Origin of the sequence: Pseudomonas sp. S3E12 (assembly GCF_001702295.1) — a bacterium.
Classification (GTDB): domain Bacteria; phylum Pseudomonadota; class Gammaproteobacteria; order Pseudomonadales; family Pseudomonadaceae; genus Aquipseudomonas; species Aquipseudomonas marginalis.
In genome coordinates this window covers 46,221-66,191 of sequence record NZ_MBDT01000035.1, presented here as the reverse complement: position 1 = coordinate 66,191, position 19,971 = coordinate 46,221, and the positions used below count along the sequence as shown (strand labels likewise).

Below are 19,971 nucleotides of genomic sequence, written 5' to 3'. Positions count from 1 at the left end.
CCCACAGGTATTAGCTATCCCCCAAAGGGGCTTACCAGAAGCGTTGCTGGGTCAGGCGGCTCCACCAGGTCAGCAGCACCCGGTCGACCGAGCCGCTGGCCGCCAGGCCCACCCGTTCCTGCAGGCTTTTACGCTCGGCATAGTGCAGGTGGAACACTTCGGCGGTCTTGGCCTTGGTGGCCAGGTATTCGTCGCTGGTTTGCAGTTCGTCGACCAGTTGCTTATCCAGCGCGGCAACACCCAGCCACACCTCTCCGGTCGCTACGTCGTCAATCGCCAGCTGTGGGCGATAACGCGAGACGAAGTTCTTGAACAACTGATGGGTGATGTCCAGGTCTTCCTGGAACTTCTCGCGGCCCTTCTCGGTGTTTTCGCCAAACACCGTGAGGGTGCGCTTGTACTCGCCGGCGGTCAGTACTTCAAAGTCGATGTCGTGCTTTTTCAGCAGGCGGTTGACGTTGGGTAACTGCGCCACCACGCCAATGGAGCCGAGGATGGCAAACGGTGCGCTGATGATCTTCTCGCCGATGCACGCCATCATGTAGCCGCCGCTGGCCGCGACCTTGTCGATGCACACGGTCAACGGCACGCCCGCCTGACGGATACGCGCCAATTGCGACGACGCCAGGCCGTAGCTGTGGACCATGCCGCCGCCGCTTTCCAGGCGCAGCACCACTTCGTCCTTGGGCGTGGCCAGGCTCAGCAGCGCGGTGATTTCATGGCGCAGGCTCTCGGTGGCCGAGGCCTTGATGTCGCCGTCGAAATCCAGCACGAACACCCGTGGCTTGGCCTCGGGCTTCTTCTTGCCGTTCTTCTTTTCGGCTTTGCTTTCGGACTTGCGCAGGGCCTTGAGCTGCTCCTTGTCGAGCAGGCTCGACTCCAGGCGCTCACGCAGGCCCTTATAGAAGTCATTGAGCTTGCTGACCTGCAGTTGGCCGGCGGCCTTGCGACGCCCTTTGCTGCGCAGTGCCGCGAAGCTGATCAAGACCACCAGAATAGCGACCACCAGGGTGACGGTCTTCGCCAGAAAGCTCGCGTATTCAGCCAAAAAATCCATGTGTCTCCTTAACAATGCACGGCGCCAGGCGCGGATTGCCCAAGCATACCGACGGGATCGCCGGGCGACCAGTGCTCAAACCGCCAGCAGGAACGCGCTCCAACGAGCTTTTAAAACAAGCGTATGTTTTTTCATTGACAGCACCCTGGCATCCTCATAACCTCGCCAGACTTTCAACGTACCGGGAAAACGGACGTGGGCAGCATCTATTTGATTCGACATGGCCAGGCCTCCTTCGGTGCAGACGACTATGACGTGCTGTCGCCCGTCGGCGTGGAACAAGCGCAAGTGCTCGGCCGCCACCTGGCGGATATGGGCCTGGTGTTCGACCGCTGCATCGCCGGCGACCTGCGCCGCCAGCAGCACACCGCCACTGCCGCCTTCGATCAATACAGCGCCCTCGGCCTGCCGGTACCTGCATTGGAAACCGACAGCGCCTTCAACGAATTCGACGCCGACGCAATCATCCGCGCCCTGCTCCCCGACCTGCTCGGCAGCGAACCCGACGCCCTGGACATCCTGCGCAACGCTGCGCAAAACCGCAGCGAATTCCAACGCATTTTCGCCCTGATCATCGAACGCTGGCTGGCCGGCACCTATGACCCACCGGGACTGGAGAGCTGGCTGGGGTTCGTCGAGCGCGTCCAGGGTGGCCTGCAACGCATTCTTGAAGCGGCGGACAACACGCAGAAGATCGCGGTGTTCACCTCCGGCGGCACCATCACCGCCCTGCTCCACCTGATTACCCGGATGCCTGCCGCCCAGGCCTTCGAACTGAACTGGCAAATTGTTAACACCTCGCTCAACCAGCTGAAATTCCGCGGTCGCGAGGTGGCACTGGCTTCCTTCAACAGTCACACCCACTTGCAACTGTTGAAGGCGCCGCAACTCATCACCTTCCGATGAAGTGCGGCCAACCGTGACCCCAAGGTCACTGGACTCACCATAAAAGGATCGAAACCATGACTGACGTAGCTAAAGCCGTAGAAGCAATGAAAGCCAAATTCAACCCAAGCGCTGCCGAAGGCTTGGACCTGGTGTTCGGTTTCCGTATCGACGACACCAAGAACTTTTCCCTGGTGGTCAAAGACAAGACCTGTGAACTGCTGGAAGGCGAAAACCCGGACGCCCAAGTGACCCTGGTCATGGACAGCGAGACCCTTGAGGGCATCGTCGACGGCTCCACAGACGGCATGCAGGCCTTCATGGGCGGCAAGCTGCGCACCGAAGGCGACATGATGCTGGCCATGAAGCTGAGCGAACTGTTCCCTTCCTGATTCACGGGCAACCCTGAATCTCTGTGGGAGGGGGCAAGCCCCTCCCACATTTGATCTACGGTGGTATTCAGATCCTGGGCTGTAGCAGCAACGCCACCAACGCACTCCATCCGGTCTGGTGCGAAGCCCCCAACCCCCGCCCCGTCTCGCCATGGAAATACTCATGGAACAACACCAGGTCACGACTGGCCGGGTCCGCCTCCAACTGCGCATACCCCGCCATCGACGGTCGTGAACCGTTTTCATCCCGCAGAAACAGGCGGGTCAAGCGCTGGCTGAGGCTGTCGGCCACGTCCTCCAGGGATGCCAGATACCCGCTGCCCGTGGGGTATTCCACCGAAAAGTTGTCCGCGTAGTAGCGGTGAAATTCCCGCAGCGATTCGATCAGCATGTAGTTCACCGGCATCCACAAGGGCCCGCGCCAATTGGAGTTGCCGCCGTACAGGCGCGAGTCGGATTCACCCGGCTGGTAACGGGCGCACAGGGTGTCGCCATTCATCTTCAGCGCCAGTGGCTGCTCGGCGAACGCCTTGGACAGGGAGCGCACGCCAAAGGCCGAGAGGAATTCGTCGTCATCGAGCATGCGCCGAAGCAAATCCTTGGTGCGCTCGCCACGCAACAGCGCCAACAACAGGCGATTGCCCTGGCCCGGTTCGTTCCAGCGCGACACCAGTTTGGCCAGGTCCGGCCGGTGATGCATGAAACCCAACAACCGTTCACGCAACCCTTCCAGCCCCTCGTGTTCGCGCTGCTCCAGCACCAGCACGGCAAACAACGGCATCAGGCCGACAATGGAGCGCAGGCGCACCGGCTCGTTCTGGCCGTCGGGACGGTGCAGTACGTCGTAGAAGAACAGGTCCTGCTCGTCCCACAGGCCTTCGGCGCTGTCGTCAACACGGTTGATGGCGCCGGCGATGTACAGGAAGTGCTCGAAAAACTTCACGGCAATATCGACGTACACGACATTGCGTTTGGCCAGCTCGAGGCCGATGCGCATCAAGTCCAGCGCATACGCCGCCACCCAGGCGGTGCCGTCGGCCTGATCGAGCTGATACCCCGGCGGCAACGCGGCCGAGCGGTCGAACAAGGCGATATTGTCCAGCCCCAGGAAGCCGCCCTGGAACAGGTTGCGACCCTCGGCGTCCTTGCGGTTGACCCACCAGGAAAAATTCAGCAGCAGCTTGTGGAAGATCCGCTCGAGGAAATCCAGGTCGCCCACACCGGTCAGCGCCTTGTCCTGCTGGTACACGCGCCAGCTGGCCCAGGCATGCACCGGTGGGTTGGCGTCGTCGAAGCGCCATTCATAGGCCGGCAGTTGGCCGTTGGGGTGCATGAAGCGGTCCTTCACCAGCAACAACAACTGTTGCTTGGCATACCCCGGATCGATCAGGGCAAACGCCACCGCCTGGAAGCCCTGGTCCCAGGAGGCGTACCACGGGTATTCCCAGGTGTCGGGCATGGACAGGATGTCGAAGTTGGACAGGTGCCGCCAATGGGTATTGCGGATATGCAGGCGCTCGGGCGGTGGCGCGGGCTGGGCGGGGTCGCCGTCGAGCCACTGGTTCACATCGAAATAGTAGAGCTGCTTGGACCACAGCAAGCCGGCCAGGGCCTGGCGCTGCACATTGCGCGCGTCGTCATCGGCAATGCCTTGCTGCAAGGCGGCGTAGAAGTCATCGGCCTCCTGGCGCCGCTGTTCAAACAGTTTGCGCGCGTTGACCTCGGGCGCGTCCACGGGCGCAAGGCGCAGGTAAAGGCTTTTGCTTTGCAGGCCCGCCAGTTCAAGGATAAAGCGTGCGGCAACCTTGGTACCGGTGTCGCGACGAATCGCAGCGTCCAGCCCTTCAACCACATAATCGTTGATCCCGTCCTTGAACGGCCCCGGCGCCGGTTGCCCGCCCAGTCGCGGGAAGTTGCTCTCGTTTTCACAGAACAGCCATTCCACACTCTCCTGCCCCCAGGCGCTGAGGCGCAGATCGGGCAGTGCATGATGACGGGCCAGCACGTGTTCGCCGTCCAGCCTCAACTGCGGCTTGGGCGCATCCGAGGTCCAGCTCCAGTCATTGCGCGCCCACAGCTGCGGCAGCACCTGCAGGCGCGTCGGCTGCTGCGAGCGGTTGTGCACGGTGACGCGCATGAAAATATCGTCGGGCTGGTGCTTGGCGTATTCGATGCTGACGTCGCAGTAATGGTTGTCTTCGAACACGCCGGTATCAAGGATCTCGTACTCGGCATCGCCCAGCCCGCGCCGGGCGTTTTCGGCGATCAGGTCGGCGTAGGGAAAGGCCGCATGGGGGTATTTGTAGAGCATGCGCATATAGGCATGGCTGGGCACACCGTCGACGAAAAAGTACAGTTCCTTGACGTCTTCACCGTGGTTGCCCTCGGCGTTATTCAGGCCGAACAGGCGCTCCTTGAGGATCGCGTCGCGCTCGTTCCACAGGGCCAGGCCCAGGCACCAGCGTTGCGCCTTGTCGCTGAAACCGGCCAGGCCATCCTCGCCCCATCGATAGGCGCGGCTGCGCGCATGTTCATGGGGGAAGTAAGCCCAGGCATCGCCGTCAGCGCTGTAGTCTTCGCGCACCGTGCCCCATTGGCGTTCGCTCAGATAGGGGCCCCACTCGCGCCAACGCTCGGCCTCCGGCGTCGCCAGGCGTTGGCCTTCAATCGTGTCCAGTATTCGGGTGTCGGGTGTGGCCGTCATCGGGTCCTCCATCGCCTACCAGGTGAGGAGCAGTGTAGAGCCCAATGACGCCCGGGTGCACATGAAGACTTAGAAGATGGCGTAGGTGTAGTTGAAGATCAGGCGGGTCTGGTCCTGGTCGGCGGTGCCGGTGTTTTTGCCGTGATAGGTGCCGGTACGCAAGGTGGTACCGAAGCCTTTCAGAGGACCGGCCTGCACCACGTAGTCCAGGCGGAAGTCGGTTTCGTTTTCTTTCTGGTCAGGGCCACCGGCGACCTTCGACTTGATATCCGTACCGTCCAGGTAGGCCACGGACGCTTTCAGGCCCGGCACGTAGGCCTTGAAGTCATACGCATACTGCCCGAAGTTGACCTGCTCGCCCGCCCGGGAGAACTGGCCCACCACCGCATCGGTGAACAGGTAGAAGTCGCTGCCGCCGGCGCCTTGGGCGTGGGGATCGGCAAGGCTGCCCTGGTTGACCCAGACAAAACCACCATCGTCACCCACGCCAATGTGGCCAAGCATCAAGCTGCTGCCACCCAGTTGGTAGGTGAACGCGGCACTGTAGGTTTTGTTGTCCACTTCGTTGGCGTGCTTGGCGTAGCCGCCGTTGTTGTTGAATTGGTAGCCACTCTCGCCATTCTTGCCGTCGCTGCTGCTGTCGAAGTAACGCAGGTCGGTCTTGAACGACTGGTCGTTGCCCAGGGGCAGCACGTGGACCAAGCCGACGTAGTTCTGTTTGTAGAAGTCCTGCAACTGGGCGTAGTAGTACTGCAACGTCAGGTTTTTTGCGATGGCGTTGTCGGACGAACCAAACGGCTTGTAGTCCACCCCACCGAATTTGAAGCTGTCGCTGTCGCGCGTACCGCCGGCCACGCTCAAGCCCGTGGAGTTGCTGGAGGCACGGCCTTCGGCGCGGTTCAGCTCGCCGCCGGTGAAGGTGACGTTGGGAATATCGTTGGAGGTGAGGATGCCGCCGTCAAAGGTTTGCGGCGCCACGCGGCTGTCGTTGGAGACCAGGATCGGCAGCACCGGCGCCAGGCCACCACCGACATGCAACTCGGTCTGGGAAATGCGGAACTTCACGTTACCGGCCGCGCGACCGAAGGAGTCGGCCGGCTCGGTGCCGTTGTTTTTGGTCGGGAAGAAGCTGTTGCCATTACCCGCCAGGCCCGGGCCCGCAGTGTGACCATCGCCGCCGTCCAGGCGCAGGGCGCCGAAGGCCATCACGTCGAAACCCAGGCCAACGGTGCCTTGGGTGAAGCCGGATTTGTAGTCGAAACGCAGTGCGGTAGCAGCTTCGCGCAAGTCGTTGTTGGTGCCCGAGCGGTTATCTGCGCTGTAGTACATGGTCCGCGAACTGACGGACGCATGGCTGTCTTCGAGAAAGCCGCTGTGGCCATTGCCCGTGCCCAGCGCGCCGAGCCCGAAGTCATCAGCGTAAGCCTGTTGTGCAAGAACGGCGGCGGTGATCGACAGCGCCAGTGTAGAAATTTTCATTAACTGCGGCCCCTGAATGTTTTTTTATCGTGTTTGGCGTGCAAACCCACTGTCGGCTCTGCAAACGTGACGATTCTTTCATGCCGGCCAGGGCGGACCTCGTGAAGCTTTCTTTAGAAAAGGGCCTGGAAAATGAAATTTCCCTACCGCCGTTTTTTGTCATATTCACGTCATTTCATTCATTTGCAGAATGAAGTCCAGAGGATTCTTCGTTTGCACGCCCGCCCACAGCCCAACAAAATCCAGGTATCGGCCGCGCCCATCAGCATCGTGATCAGGAATTTTTCTATGCACAGCACCGCACATGTCAGCCCCGACGAGATCCGCAAGGGCTTTTCCAAGGCCATGTCCGACATGTACCGAGATGAAGTTCCGCTGTATGGCGCACTGATGGAGCTGGTCGCCGCCACCAACGCCCGCGTACTCGCCAGCGAACCGGACCTGGCGCAACAGCTGCAACGCACCGGTGAGATCCAGCGCCTGGACATGGAACGCCATGGCGCCATCCGCCTCGGCACCGCGGCGGAACTGGCGACCATCGGCCGCCTGTTCGCGGTGATGGGCATGCAGCCGGTGGGTTACTACGACCTGACCCCCGCCGGCGTGCCGGTGCATTCCACGGCGTTCCGCGCCGTGCACGAAAGCGCGCTGCAAACCAGCCCGTTTCGCGTGTTTACCTCGCTGCTGCGCCTGGAGCTGATCGAAAACCCCGACCTGCGCGGGTTTGCCGAAACCGCCCTGGCCAAGCGCTCGATATTCACCCCCCGCGCCCTGGCGCTGATCGAACAAGCGGAGAAGGACGGTGGCCTCAACGCTGCGGATGCCGATGAGTTTGTGCGCCAGGCCCTGGAAACCTTCCGCTGGCACCACACCGCGACCGTTACCGCCGCGCAGTACCAGCAACTCAGCGACCAGCACCGCCTGATCGCTGACGTGGTGGCCTTCAAGGGCCCGCACATCAACCACCTGACCCCGCGCACCCTGGACATCGACCAGGTCCAGGTCGCCATGCCCGGCAAGGGCATCACCCCCAAGGCCGTGATCGAAGGCCCGCCTCGCCGCCAGTGCCCGATCCTGCTGCGCCAGACCAGCTTCAAGGCCCTCGACGAACCCATCGCCTTCACCGATGCCCAGGGCAGCCACAGCGCGCGCTTCGGCGAAATCGAACAGCGTGGCGTGGCGCTGACGCCTAAAGGCCGTGCGCTGTACGACCACCTGCTGAATGCCGCGCGCGACGAACTGGGTGCCTTCCCCAACGAGGGCAACGCCGCGCGCTACATGCAGTTGATGGAGCAGCACTTCCAGGCCTTCCCGGATAACCACGGGCAGATGCGTGAGCAGGATCTGGCCTACTTCCGCTACTTCGCCACGGAGAAAGGCCTGGCGGCACGCGGCCAGGCCGACCAACCGCGCACACTGGAGGCACTGGTCGCCGCCGGCCATGTGGCCGTCGAACCCTTGGTGTATGAGGATTTCCTGCCGGTGAGTGCGGCGGGGATTTTCCAGTCGAACCTGGGGGATGGGGCGCAGAGTCACTACGCGGCCAATTCGAACCAGGCCGAATTCGAGAAGGCCCTGGGGCGCACGACTGTCGATGAATTGAAGGTGTATGGCGAGACGCAGCAGCGCTCCATAGATGAATGCACTCGGGCACTGCTGGTGTAGAAACGGAAAGAGCCCACCCGGCTCACCGGCGCAATCCTTGCGCCGCAACAGTCCCCAGGGCCGGGCGGGATCATAGGCAGTGGCGTGAATGATGCCCCTAAGACAATCCTGAATAAATATGCCGTGCTTTTTGTAGGAGCGAGCTTGCTCGCGAAAAACTTGAGAACGCCGCGTTAAATCAGAAGAGCTGCGTAATCGTTGACGCTCTTCGCGAGCAAGCTCGCTCCTACCGGTGGGTCAAGATTTTCATTTAACCCAATCGCCCCACAATCTCGTCCTTGACCAACAGGCGTTTCTTCTTCAGCTTCTCCACCTCCTCATCGCTGGCCTTGGCCGATTCCGCCTTCAGCACCTCCCCGTCGGCCGCATCGTATTGAGTGAGCAGCGAGTCCAGGCGTTTGTCGTTCGCCCTGCGTTCGTGAACGGCTTCCTTGCTCAACCCCAAGTCCTGATACAGGTCGTGTTTCACTGGCATGGCGTACCTCCGCAAGTTGATCAATGGCTTACCCCCTTGAAGCTAGCCCATTCCAGCCGGTCTTGTCATGTTCAGGGTCAATCCATCCCCGTTCGTCGCGGCGCGGGCATTGGGATCAAACCTTTGCCACCCCCCGCCCTCCACTGTAAATCGCCACCCGAGGGAGAACGGTTTCATGACTCATGCTGCCACCGCTGTCGACACCCAATGCATCAACACCCTGCGCACCCTGGCCATGGACGCCGTGCAGAAGGCCAACTCCGGCCACCCCGGCACGCCCATGGGCCTGGCGCCGGTGGGGTATACGCTGTGGAGCCGCTTCCTGCGTTACCACCCCGAGCATCCCGACTGGCCCAACCGTGACCGCTTTGTGTTGTCGGTGGGGCATGCGTCGATGCTGCTGTATTCGCTGCTGCACCTGGCCGGTGTGGTCGAGATCGATGCCCACGGCAAACGTTCGGGGCAACCGGCGATCAGCCTGGACGATATCAAGCAGTTCCGACAGATGAGTTCCAAGACCCCCGGCCACCCCGAGTACCGCATGACCACCGGTGTGGAAACCACCACCGGGCCGCTGGGCCAGGGCTGCGCCAACAGCGTCGGCATGGCCATGGCCGAGCGCTGGCTAGGCAAGCGTTTCAACCGCGACGGCCAGGTGCTGTTCGACTACAACGTCTACACCCTGTGCGGCGACGGCGACATGATGGAGGGCATCAGCAGTGAAGCCGCGTCCATGGCCGGGCACTTGAAGCTGGATAACCTGTGCTGGATCTACGACAACAACACCATCAGCATTGAAGGCCACACCGAGCTGGCCTTCAGCGAAGACGTGATCAAGCGCTTCCAGGCCTATGGCTGGCACACCGTGCACGTCACCGATGCCAATGACCTGCAGGCCTTGAGCGAAGCGCTGAACACCTTCAAGGGCAACACCGGCGCGCCGACCCTGATCGTGGTCGACAGCGTGATCGGCTACGGTTCGCCACACAAACACAACACCGCCGCCGCCCATGGCGAGCCGTTGGGCGATGAAGAGATCCGCCTGACCAAGGCTGCGTATGGCTGGCCGCAGGACTCCAGCTTCCTGGTCCCCGACGAGGCCCGCACGGTGTTGCGTGACGCCCTGCTGGAGCGCAGCCAGCCGTTATATGACGCCTGGCAGCACAGCCTGGCGCAGCTGCAGCAGCACGAGCCGCAACTGGCCGAAGAGCTGCGCCGCATGCGTGCCGGCGAAATGCCGGAGCATTGGCAGGATGACCTGCCCGGTTTCGACCCCGACGCCAAGGGCGTGGCCAGCCGTGCTGCCGGAGGCGAAGTGCTGAATGCGTTGGCCCAGCACATCCCCTGGCTGCTCGGCGGCTCGGCGGACCTGTCGCCCTCGACCAAGACCAACCTGACCTTCGACGGCGCCGGGCGCTTCAGCGCAGATGACTACAGCGGGCGCAACCTGCACTTCGGCATCCGCGAACACGCCATGGGCGCGATTGCCAATGGCATGGCGCTGTCCTACCTGCGGCCGTACACCTCGACATTCCTGGTGTTCAGCGACTACATGAAGCCGCCGATCCGCTTGGCCGCGATCATGGAGCTGCCGGTGGTGTTCGTGTTCACCCATGACTCGATTGGCGTGGGCGAAGATGGGCCGACCCACCAGCCCATCGAACACCTGACCCAACTGCGCGCCACGCCGGGGCTGCTGACCCTGCGCCCCGGCGACGCGAATGAAACCCTGGAAGTGTGGAAGGTCGCACTGGCGCAGACCCACCGGCCAAGTTGCGTGATACTGTCCCGCCAGCCACTGCCGACGCTGGATCGTACCCAGTACGCGGCGGCGTCGGGGGCGGCCAAGGGCGCCTATGTGCTGGCGAAGGCGGATGATCCTCAGGTGATTCTGCTGGCGAGCGGCAGTGAAGTCAGCCTGGCGGTCGCGGCGTATGAGCAGTTGAAAAGCGAAGGGATTGCCGCGCAGGTGGTTTCAATGCCCAGCTGGGAACTGTTCGAAGACCAGGACCAAGCCTACCGCGACAGCGTGTTACCGCCGGCAGTGAAGGCACGGGTAGTGGTGGAACAGGCCGGCCCCTTGGGCTGGGACCGCTATGTCGGCCAGACCGGCGCCAAGGTGGTGATGAACAGCTTCGGCGCATCGGCGCCGCTGGCGAAGTTGCAGGAGCAGTTCGGGTTTACGGTTGAGAATGTGGTGAAGCAGGCCAGGGCACAGATCAACCTGACCTAACGCTGAGCAAAATGTGGGAGGGGGCTTGCCCCCGATGGCGGTGGCTCAGTCAAATTATTAGCGACTGACACTCCCTCATCGGGAGCAAGCCCCCTCCCACATTTGGACAACATCGCTTGTTAGAACAGCTCTCGGGCCAGGAATGGCGCGGTGCGGCTGGTTTTGTTTTTGGCCACCTTCTGCGGTGTCCCGCTGGCAACCACCTTGCCGCCCAGGTCCCCGGCTCCCGGTCCGATGTCGATCACCCAGTCACTCTGGGCCACCACGCGCATTTCATGTTCCACCACGACCACCGTATGCCCCCCATCCACCAGTTGATTGAGCTGGCTTAGCAGGCGGTCGACGTCCCGTGGGTGCAGCCCGGTGGTGGGTTCGTCCAGCACATACAACGTCGCGCCCCGGGCATTGCGTTGCAGCTCGGTGGCCAGTTTGATGCGTTGCGCTTCGCCGCCGGACAGTTCCGTCGCCGGCTGCCCAAGGCGCAGGTAACCCAGGCCGATATCCCGCAGCACGTGCAGTGAACGCAGTACCCCAGGTTGTTCGGCGAACACCTCCACCGCTTGTTCCACGGTCAGCCCCAGCACCTGGGCGATGCTCAGGCCTTGCCATTTGACGGCCAGGGTTTCAGGGTTGTAGCGCGCGCCGTGGCAGGTCGGGCACGGTGCGTAGACGCTGGGCATGAACAGCAATTCGACGCTGACAAAGCCCTCGCCTTCGCAGTTCGGGCAACGGCCCTTGGCGACGTTGAAGGAGAACTGCCCAGCGTCGTAATCGCGCTTCTTCGCCGCTGGCGTGGCGGCGAACAACTTGCGCACGTTGTCGAACAAACCGGTGTAGGTCGCCAGGTTGGAACGCGGGGTGCGGCCGATGGGTTTCTGGTCCACCTGCACCAGGCGGCGGATGTGCTCCAGGCCGGCACTGATGCGCCCGCCGCTGATTTGCGGGGCGTCGTCTTCCAGGCTCGGCTCTTCGTCGTTTTCCACCCGGCTGCCGAGGCCGCTGCCCACCAGTTCCAGCAGCGCCTGGCTGACCAGGCTGGACTTGCCCGAGCCGGAAATACCGGTGACCGCCGTAAAGCAACCCAACGGGACATCCACGCTCAGGTCCTTGAGGTTATTGCGCGTCACGCCTTCCAGGCTCAGCCAGCCGCTGGGTTCACGGCGCGCCGGGTTCCCAGGGCGCTTGTCGGCGAACAGATAGGCCCGGGTCTGCGACGCCTCAACGTCCGCCAGACCGGCCGGTGGCCCGCTGTACAGCACGTGCCCGCCATGCTCGCCGGCGGCCGGGCCCACATCGATCAGCCAGTCGGCGCGGCGCATGGTTTCCAGGTCATGTTCCACTACAAACAACGAATTGCCCGCCGCTTTCAAACGTTCGAGCGCGCTGAACAACGCTTCGCCATCCGCCGGGTGCAGGCCTGCCGAAGGTTCATCCAGCACATAGATCACCCCGAACAATTGCGAACCCAATTGCGTGGCCAAGCGCAGGCGCTGCAACTCCCCGGACGACAGGGTCGGCGTGCTGCGCTCCAGGGACAGATAGCCCAACCCCAATTCGATCAAGGTACTGACCCGCTCCAGCAGATCCTCGGCGATGCGCTGGGCCGCCAGGCGTTTTTCCACCGACAGCTTCATCTTGTCCTGCCCCGCCGCCACCGGCCGCAACAACGTGGCCAATTGCGTCAATGACAGTTGCGACAACTCGCCAATGTCCACCCCGGCAAACTTCACCGACAGCGCCGCCCGGGTCAGCCGCTTGCCCTCGCACAACGGGCAGGCGCTGCCCTGCATGAACTGCGACACGCGCTTCTTCATCAGCGCGCTTTGGGTGTGGGTGAAGGTGTGCAAAATGTAGCGCCGCGCGCCGCTGAACGTGCCCTGGTAGCTTGGCTCCAGCTTACGTTTCAGTGCATCGCGGGTTTGCGCCGGGGTGAAACCGGCATACACCGGTACGGTGGGGGTTTCTTCGGTGAACAGGATCCAGTCGCGCTGCTTTTTCGGCAGGTCGCGCCAGGGAACATCCACGTCATAGCCCAGGGTCACGAGAATGTCGCGCAGGTTCTGGCCCTGCCACGCCAGGGGCCAGGACGCCACTGCGCGCTGGCGGATGGTCAGGGACGGATCGGGCACCATCAGCGCCTCGGTCACTTCATACACACGGCCCAGGCCATGGCATTGCGGGCACGCGCCCTGGGGCAGGTTCGGCGAAAAGTCCTCGGCATACAGCATCGCCTGTCCCGGCGGGTAGCTGCCGGCACGCGAATACAGCATGCGGATCAGGCTCGACAGGGTGGTCACACTGCCCACTGAGGAACGCGCACTCGGCGTGCCGCGCTGCTGCTGCAACGCCACGGCGGGCGGCAGGCCTTCGATGCTGTCGACATCGGGCACGCCGACCTGATCGATCAGGCGCCGTGCATAGGGCGCCACCGATTCGAAATAGCGGCGCTGGGCCTCGGCATACACCGTGGAAAACGCCAGGGACGATTTGCCCGAGCCGGAGACGCCGGTAAACACCACCAGGGCATCCCGGGGAATGTCCACGTCGACGTTCTTCAGGTTGTGTTCACGGGCGCCGCGCACCTTTACGAATCCAAGGTGCTGGGCAGTGATCGGAGGCATGTTGCGCTGTGACGTCATGAACAACCTTGTCTGGCGGTGAGCACGCTGCGCAACCGTTGCGTCAGGGCCTCGGGGCTGTAGGGTTTGCTCAGCAAGTGAATGTCAGCGCTGAGCAGGTGATTGCTGGAGAGGATGTCGCGGGTGTGCCCTGAGGTGAACAGCACCGCCACCGGCGGCGTCTGGACGCGGGCCCACTCGGCCAGGTCAGTGCTTTTGATACGGCCGGGCATCACCACATCGGTGAAGATCAGGTCGGGCCGCACGCCGTCCTGCAAGGCTTGCATCGCGCGGTCGCCGTCTTCGGCGGTCAACACCGTGTAGCCTGCCTGTTCGAGCAGGTCCACCACGGTCACCCGCACATCCTCGTTGTCCTCCACCACCAGGATGGTCTCCTGGCCCATGTCGTGGGGCACGGGTTCTGGGTGAGTCTCCTGGACTTCTTCGCCCAGGCTGCGCGGAAAGTACATTTGCACCACGGTGCCCTTGCCCTCCTCGCTCCACACGTCCACATGCCCACCGCTCTGGCGGACAAAACCAAACACCATGCTCAAGCCAAGGCCGGTGCCGTGGCCATCGCGCTTGGTGGTGAAAAACGGCTCGAACACCCGCGACAGGATCGCCGCCGGCATGCCCACGCCAATGTCGGTGACGGCCAGGCGCACATACTCGCCTGGCTTGATGCTTTTGCCGCGGCAATCCTTGGGGTTGAGGATGATGTTTTCGCCGGTGATGCGAATCACGCCTTCGCCTTTCATGGCGTCGCGGGCGTTGATCGCCAGGTTGAGCAGCGCATTTTCCAGCTGGTTGCGATCGACGTTGATGCACCAGGAATCCTGGGGCAGCTGCACGTCGATATGAATGGTTTCACCCAACGCACGTTGCAGCAGTTCGCCCAGCCCGGCGTAGATGCGCTGCGGGTTATACACGGCCGGTGACAACGGTTGGCGCCGGGCAAAGGCCAGCAGCTGCGAGGACAGTTTGGCGCCCCGCTCCACCGCGGCGATGGCCGCCGTGACCCGCCGTTGCACCTGGGCATTCTCCGGTTCATGGCGGGCCAGCAGGTGCAGGTTGCCGGCGATCACTTGCAACAGGTTATTGAAGTCATGGGCCACGCCACCGGTCAGGCCACCAATGGCTTCGAGCTTTTGCGACTGGCGCAGTTGGTCTTCGGCGGCGGAACGCGCCTGGACTTCGGCGGCCACCCGTTGCTCCAGGTTATGGGTCAATTCCTGGCGCACACGTTCGGAATGCACATGGGCGGTGGTCTCCACCACAATCGCCAGCACACCGGCCGGTTGCTGGTTATCCCCGGCGACGGGGCTGTAATAGAGATCCAGCCACACCGTTTCCGGCTGGCCGTTGCGCAGCAGTACCAGGTCTTTGTTGTTGAACGACAAGGTGCCGCCGGCCAGGCAGGTGTCCACCACATGGCGGTTGAAGTCGGCGACTTCCGGCCAGCCCAGCTCCACCGGCGTGCCGAGCAAATAAGGATGGCGGCCACCGGCAAACACCGAATAGCTGTCGTTGTAGATCATGTGCCCCGCCGGCCCCCAGAGCATCACCATGGGCACGGGGGATGCCAGCATCATCTGCACGGTACAGGCGAGGCTGGTGGACCAGCGATCAAGGGGGCCCAGGTCGGTGGTGGACCAGTCAAATGCGCGAATGCGCTGGGCCATTTCGCCGGCCCAACCTTCACAGCCGTGGGGGTCGGATAAGAATTGCATCGTTCGGCTCTGCGCAGAGAAAGGACGGTCGCAAAATTTGGAGCGTATCAAGGGGCGATGGTTTCATTTTGTATAAATTAGGGGCTAATCACCGCCAACGCTACCCGCCTCAGTGAAAATCCCGGCTGCGCACCGTGATGCCGTCCAGCAGCGGCGTCAGGTCGGTCAGGCGCCCAGCGATCAGGTGCCGCACCTCGCCCACCGCCTCCCAACGCCCGTCCACCTTGAGCAGGCGCGAACCCACCAAGGCCTGGCGCTGGCGTTCGGCCAGGTCGCGCCAGACCACCACGTTGAGGTTGCCGAATTCATCTTCGAGGGTGACAAAGGTCACGCCACTGGCCGTGCCGGGACGCTGGCGACCGGTCACCAGCCCGGCGACGCTGACAGTGCGCCCATGCTCCACCGCCTGCAGTTCATTCGAGCTGCGGCAACGCCGCTTACGCAACTCGGCGCGCAGCAGCGCCAATGGGTGCGGGCCAAGGGTGGTGCCAAGCATGGCGTAGTCGGCGTGCAGATCCTCGCCCACCGTCGGTTTCGGCAGTTCCACCCGCGCCTCATCGGGGCTGGGCAGGCCGGCGAACAAGCCAAGCTGCTTATGCACCCCTGCCACGGCCCAGCGCGCCGTATGCCGGTTGCCGGCCAGGGCACGCAAGGCCCCGGCATCCGCCAGCAACGCCTGGGTGCGCGCATCCAGCCCGGCGCGGGCGTCCAGATCGGCAATATCCCTGAACGCCCGGCGCTGACGTGCGGCTTCGATGCGCCGCCCATCCTCTTCGCGAAACCCCGAGATCATGCGCAACCCCATGCGAATCGCCGGCTGCTGGCCATCAATGGGTTCCAGGCTGCAATCCCAGTCGCTGGCCTGCACATCCACCGGGCGGATCTGCAAGCGATGGCGCCGCGCATCCTGCAGGATCTGGTCCGGGCTGTAGAACCCCATGGGCCAGCTGTTGATCAACGCACAGGCGAAGGCCGCCGGCTCATGGCACTTGAGCCAGCAACTGGCGTAGGTCAGCAAGGCAAAACTGGCGGCGTGGGACTCGGGGAAACCATAGCTGCCGAAGCCCTTGATCTGTTCGAAGATCTGCGCGGCAAAAGCCTCGGTGTAGCCGTTTTTCAACATGCCGGTGCGCAGGCGTGCTTGATGCGGCTCCAGGCCACCGTGGCGTTTCCAGGCGGCCATGGAACGGCGCAACTGGTCGGCCTCGCCGGGGCTGTAGTCGGCGGCGACCATGGCGATCTGCATCACCTGTTCCTGGAACAGCGGGATGCCCAGGGTGCGTTTGAGCACCGCCTTCAGCTCCGGCGACGGATAGGTAGCAGGTTCTTCTTTGTTACGCCGGCGCAGATAGGGATGCACCATGCCACCCTGGATCGGCCCGGGGCGCACGATGGCCACCTCGATCACCAGGTCGTAGAATTTTTGCGGCCGCAATCTGGGCAGCATCGACATCTGCGCCCGCGACTCGATCTGGAACACGCCAATGGTGTCGGCCTTACTGATCATCGCGTAGGTGGCCGGATCTTCCTTGGGGATCGTCGCTAGCGACAGGTCACGGCCACGATGGCGGCGCAGCAGATCGAAACAGCGGCGGATCGCGCTGAGCATGCCCAGGGCGAGGATATCCACCTTGAGCAGGCCCACGGCATCGAGGTCGTCCTTGTCCCACTGGATGATGGTGCGCTCGGCCATGGCGGCGTTTTCCACCGGCACCAGGGTATCCAGCGGGTATTCGGAAATCACGAAGCCCCCGGGGTGCTGGGACAAGTGCCGGGGAAAACCGATCAGTTGCTGGGTGAGCGTCAGCACACGGCGCAGGATCGGGCTGTCCGGGTCGAAGCCGCCTTCGCGCAGGCGTTCCAGGGGCGGCGCATCGTCACTCCAGCGCCCGCAGCATTCGGCCAGCGCGTTGATCTGGTCCGGCGGCAAGCCGAGGGCCTTGGCCACATCGCGCACCGCACCGGCGGCGTGGTAACTGCTGACCACCGCCGTCAGCGCCGCGCGGGTACGGCCATAGCGCTGGAACACGTACTGCAGCACTTCTTCGCGACGTTCGTGCTCGAAGTCGACATCGATGTCCGGCGGCTCGTTGCGCTCCTCTGACAGGAAGCGCTCGAACAACGTACTCGTCAGGCTCGGGTCGATCTCGGTGATGCCCAGGGAAAAACACACCGCCGAGTTGGCTGCCGAACCCCGGCCCTGGCACAGGATCGACCGGCTGCGGGCGAAGCGCACGATGTCGTGCACCGTGAGGAAGTAGCTTTCGTAACCCAGTTTGCTGATCAGTGTCAGCTCGTGATGGATCTGCTGCAACGTCTTGGCATCGACCCCGTGGGGCCAGCGCCGGGCGATGCCTTCGTCGGTGACGGCGCGCAACCAGGATTCGGCATCGTGGCCCTCGGGCACCAGCTCGCGCGGGTAGTGATAGCGCAACTGGCCAAGATCGAAGTGACAGCGCTGGGCGATGGCCAGGGTTTCGTCGAGCAGCGCCTGCGGGTACAGCGTGGCCAGGGCGTCGAGGCTGCGCAGATGCCGCTCGCCGTTGGGGTGCAGGCGCGTGCCGGCGTCGGCCACCGGCACGTGATGGCGGATCGCGGTCATGGTGTCTTGCAGGGCGCGGCGGCCACGGGCATGCATATGCACATCGCCGCAGGCCACCGCCGGAATCTGCAGGCTGGCGGCCAGGTGCAGGCGTTGCTCCAGATGCCGCGCATCGTCCTGGCCGCAGTGCAGGTGCACCGCCAGCCACAGGCGTTCGACGAAGGTACGACGCAGCCATTGGATGGAGGCCTGGGTGTCGCTGTCTTCGGCAATCCATAGCGCCAAGAGGCCGTTGAGGGGTCGGTCGAAGTCTTCTTGCAGCAGGCGATAACCGCCCTTTTCAGCGCGGCGGCGGGCCAGGGTAATCAGACGGCACAGGTGCTGGTAGCCGCTGAGGTCCTGCACCAGCAGCACCAGTTTCGGGCCATTCTCGATGCGCACTTCGCTGCCGATAATCAGCGGCAAATCCACCGCCTTCGCGGCCTGCCAGGCCCGCACAATGCCGGACAACGTGCATTCATCGGTGATCGCCAGGGCGCTGTAGCCCTGGCGCTTGGCCCGTTCGAACAACTCCAGGGCGCTGGAGGCGCCGCGCTGGAAGCTGAAGTTGGACAGGCAGTGCAGCTCGGCATAACTCATGGCCACCGCCGCCTGTAGGAGCGAGCTTGCTCGCGAAGCGCGTTAACGATGACGCGGGAGCCCTGGGTCATCGCGGTGCCCTTGCGTTTTTCGCGAGCAAGCTCGCTCCTACAGAGGCCGGTTGCAGCCTCATGCGAACCAGCCTTGCAGCCATAGCCCGTCGTTTTGCCCCACGCTGCGATAGGCCCAGCCTTGCTGGCCGGCGCGGGTCTGGATCAGGTAGTAGTCGCGGCGAATATCGGCACCGTCCCACCAGCCGGATTCGATGCGCTCCGGGCCCATGAGGATCTGCACGCCCTGCTCGGCCAGCAAGGTCGGTTCGTCAAGCAACCAACCGGGACGCCGCACCTTGCTCAAGGTGGCGCAGGGGCTTTTATCCGCCGCCATTTGCCAGGCGCATTCGGGCCGATGGTCGGCATGGAAGCGCAGGCCTTGCACCGCCTCATCCCCCAGGCGTGCACGCAGGCGTTCGCGCAGTTGTTCCCACGGCAGGGTCTGTTGCGGGCGATCGTCGAACAGGTCCTGGCGTTGCGGCACGAACACCGGCAGGTCCTGGGCCACCAGGCGAAAACCGCGCACCGGCGAGGTGACTTGCACGTGCTCCAGGCGCCCACGGGCCAGTTCGAACAGCATCGCCGGCTCACGCTCGGCGCTCAGCAGGCCGACCTTGATCACACTGTCCGGTGCATCGGCATGTTCCAGGTGCAGGTCGAAACGCTGCACGCCACTGTCACGGCCGCAGAGGAACGCCGAGAGGTCGCCGGTCAAACGGCGCAGGGGGAATAACAAGGCCTGGTGGGATTGCACATCGAAATTCAGCTCGATGCGCACATCGAACTGGTCCGGCGGCTGATAGAACGCCAGGGCCAATGGCCGCTGCCCGGTCAAGGCATCGAGGTGCTTGAGCAGGCTGGCGTCAAAGCGCCTCGCCAGGGTGTGCCGAGGCAACGCCTGCACTTGGGCCAGGGTACGCAGGCCCATGCGCGACAACGCGGTAGCCGCCTGCGGGTCGAGGCCGGCGCGGTCGATGGGCAATGGCGCCAGGGCCTGGAGCAACCCCTCCTCATCGGCCACGGCCAGGCCATCGTAGAGATTGGCCAGCACCCGCGCCGCCGCCGGGTTGGGGGCGGCGACGATACGATGACGAAAGCCCAGCTCGGTCAACTCCTGACGCAGGCGTGCCTCGAACCGAGGCCAGGGCCCGAACAGGCCCAGGCTCGATTCGATCTCGAACAGCAAGGCACGCGGGTAATACACACTGACCTGGGAGCTGAAACGGTAGGCCCAGGCGGCGAGGAACTGCTGCCAGCGCTCGATCTCCACGGGGTCGTATTCGGCACTGGCAAAGGTCTTGGCCAGGGCATGGGCGGCCGTCAGCGATTGCCCCGGGCGCAGGCCCAATGCGCGGGCGGCGTCATTGACGGTTTGCAGCACGCGCCGCTGCGGCGTACCGGCCAGCAGCGCCAGGGGTTGGTCGGGCTCGGGGTGCAGGCGCTGCACCCCGTCCAGCGCCAATTGCGGGAAGACAATACACACCCAGCGCATGGCAACC

The 19,971-nt window shown here is 63.5% G+C and carries 12 protein-coding genes; 4 read left to right on the top strand and 8 right to left on the bottom strand.

What is annotated here, in order from left to right:
- Window positions 1–31: 31 nt before the first annotated feature.
- Window positions 32–1,057, bottom strand: coding sequence for a protease SohB (gene sohB, locus BB029_RS29585; protein ID WP_027608646.1), 1,026 nt, complete (start codon window positions 1,055–1,057; stop codon window positions 32–34).
- Between the two features lie 195 nt (window positions 1,058–1,252).
- Here sohB and BB029_RS29580 point away from each other — a divergent pair, with 195 nt between their 5' ends.
- Both BB029_RS29580 and BB029_RS29575 read left to right on the top strand, forming a co-directional pair.
- On the top strand, window positions 1,253–1,963 hold the full coding sequence (locus BB029_RS29580; RefSeq protein ID WP_065941964.1) for a histidine phosphatase family protein: 711 nt from the start codon (window positions 1,253–1,255) through the stop codon (window positions 1,961–1,963).
- A 56-nt stretch (window positions 1,964–2,019) separates the two neighbouring features.
- Window positions 2,020–2,334: an SCP2 sterol-binding domain-containing protein gene (locus BB029_RS29575; protein ID WP_065927178.1), complete on the top strand. Its 315-nt coding sequence runs from the start codon at window positions 2,020–2,022 to the stop codon at window positions 2,332–2,334.
- A gap of 67 nt (window positions 2,335–2,401) precedes the next feature.
- On the opposite strand, the gene BB029_RS29570 is transcribed toward BB029_RS29575, so the two are convergent.
- Both BB029_RS29570 and BB029_RS29565 read right to left on the bottom strand, forming a co-directional pair.
- Window positions 2,402–5,038: a glucosidase gene (locus BB029_RS29570; protein ID WP_065941963.1), complete on the bottom strand. Its 2,637-nt coding sequence runs from the start codon at window positions 5,036–5,038 to the stop codon at window positions 2,402–2,404.
- A 69-nt stretch (window positions 5,039–5,107) separates the two neighbouring features.
- Window positions 5,108–6,517, bottom strand: coding sequence for an OprD family outer membrane porin (locus tag BB029_RS29565; protein WP_065941962.1), 1,410 nt, complete (start codon window positions 6,515–6,517; stop codon window positions 5,108–5,110).
- Between the two features lie 288 nt (window positions 6,518–6,805).
- Between BB029_RS29565 and BB029_RS29560 the strand changes: the two genes are divergently transcribed.
- Window positions 6,806–8,182 (top strand): VOC family protein, encoded by a 1,377-nt coding sequence (locus BB029_RS29560; protein WP_065941961.1) that lies wholly within the window; start codon window positions 6,806–6,808, stop codon window positions 8,180–8,182.
- Window positions 8,183–8,432: 250 nt separating this feature from the next.
- Here the strand turns inward: BB029_RS29560 and BB029_RS29555 are convergent, their stop codons facing one another.
- Window positions 8,433–8,657 carry a DUF465 domain-containing protein gene (locus BB029_RS29555; protein WP_065941960.1) on the bottom strand — a complete coding sequence of 75 codons (225 nt, stop codon included), beginning with the start codon at window positions 8,655–8,657 and terminating at the stop codon, window positions 8,433–8,435.
- Between the two features lie 175 nt (window positions 8,658–8,832).
- Here BB029_RS29555 and tkt point away from each other — a divergent pair, with 175 nt between their 5' ends.
- On the top strand, window positions 8,833–10,890 hold the full coding sequence (gene tkt, locus BB029_RS29550) for a transketolase (protein WP_065941959.1): 2,058 nt from the start codon (window positions 8,833–8,835) through the stop codon (window positions 10,888–10,890).
- A gap of 119 nt (window positions 10,891–11,009) precedes the next feature.
- Here the strand turns inward: tkt and uvrA are convergent, their stop codons facing one another.
- From uvrA to BB029_RS29530, 4 genes are all read right to left on the bottom strand, one after another.
- Entirely contained in the window at window positions 11,010–13,529 is a 2,520-nt protein-coding gene (gene uvrA, locus BB029_RS29545) for an excinuclease ABC subunit UvrA (RefSeq protein ID WP_065941958.1), read from the bottom strand.
- Window positions 13,526–15,238, bottom strand: a complete 1,713-nt coding sequence (locus tag BB029_RS29540; RefSeq protein ID WP_065941957.1) for an ATP-binding protein — start codon at window positions 15,236–15,238, stop codon at window positions 13,526–13,528. Before BB029_RS29540 ends, uvrA begins: the two co-directional genes overlap by 4 nt.
- 109 nt (window positions 15,239–15,347) lie before the next feature.
- The gene (locus BB029_RS29535) at window positions 15,348–18,419 is read right to left on the bottom strand and encodes an error-prone DNA polymerase (protein WP_065941956.1); all 3,072 of its coding nucleotides are present in this window, start codon (window positions 18,417–18,419) and stop codon (window positions 15,348–15,350) included.
- Window positions 18,420–18,548: 129 nt separating this feature from the next.
- Window positions 18,549–19,964 carry a DNA polymerase Y family protein gene (locus tag BB029_RS29530; RefSeq protein ID WP_065941955.1) on the bottom strand — a complete coding sequence of 472 codons (1,416 nt, stop codon included), beginning with the start codon at window positions 19,962–19,964 and terminating at the stop codon, window positions 18,549–18,551.
- Window positions 19,965–19,971 lie beyond the last annotated feature (7 nt).

What these genes read in the sequence shown, in the direction of transcription:
- sohB (WP_027608646.1), bottom strand. Translation starts at nt 1,057, where the DNA reads ATGGATTTTTTGGCTGAATACGCGAGCTTTCTGGCGAAGACCGTCACC.
- BB029_RS29575 (WP_065927178.1), top strand. Translation starts at nt 2,020, where the DNA reads ATGACTGACGTAGCTAAAGCCGTAGAAGCAATGAAAGCCAAATTCAAC.
- BB029_RS29570 (WP_065941963.1), bottom strand. Translation starts at nt 5,038, where the DNA reads ATGACGGCCACACCCGACACCCGAATACTGGACACGATTGAAGGCCAA.
- BB029_RS29565 (WP_065941962.1), bottom strand. Translation starts at nt 6,517, where the DNA reads ATGAAAATTTCTACACTGGCGCTGTCGATCACCGCCGCCGTTCTTGCA.
- BB029_RS29560 (WP_065941961.1), top strand. Translation starts at nt 6,806, where the DNA reads ATGCACAGCACCGCACATGTCAGCCCCGACGAGATCCGCAAGGGCTTT.
- BB029_RS29555 (WP_065941960.1), bottom strand. Translation starts at nt 8,657, where the DNA reads ATGCCAGTGAAACACGACCTGTATCAGGACTTGGGGTTGAGCAAGGAA.
- tkt (WP_065941959.1), top strand. Translation starts at nt 8,833, where the DNA reads ATGACTCATGCTGCCACCGCTGTCGACACCCAATGCATCAACACCCTG.
- uvrA (WP_065941958.1), bottom strand. Translation starts at nt 13,529, where the DNA reads ATGACGTCACAGCGCAACATGCCTCCGATCACTGCCCAGCACCTTGGA.
- BB029_RS29540 (WP_065941957.1), bottom strand. Translation starts at nt 15,238, where the DNA reads ATGCAATTCTTATCCGACCCCCACGGCTGTGAAGGTTGGGCCGGCGAA.
- BB029_RS29535 (WP_065941956.1), bottom strand. Translation starts at nt 18,419, where the DNA reads ATGAGTTATGCCGAGCTGCACTGCCTGTCCAACTTCAGCTTCCAGCGC.
- BB029_RS29530 (WP_065941955.1), bottom strand. Translation starts at nt 19,964, where the DNA reads ATGCGCTGGGTGTGTATTGTCTTCCCGCAATTGGCGCTGGACGGGGTG.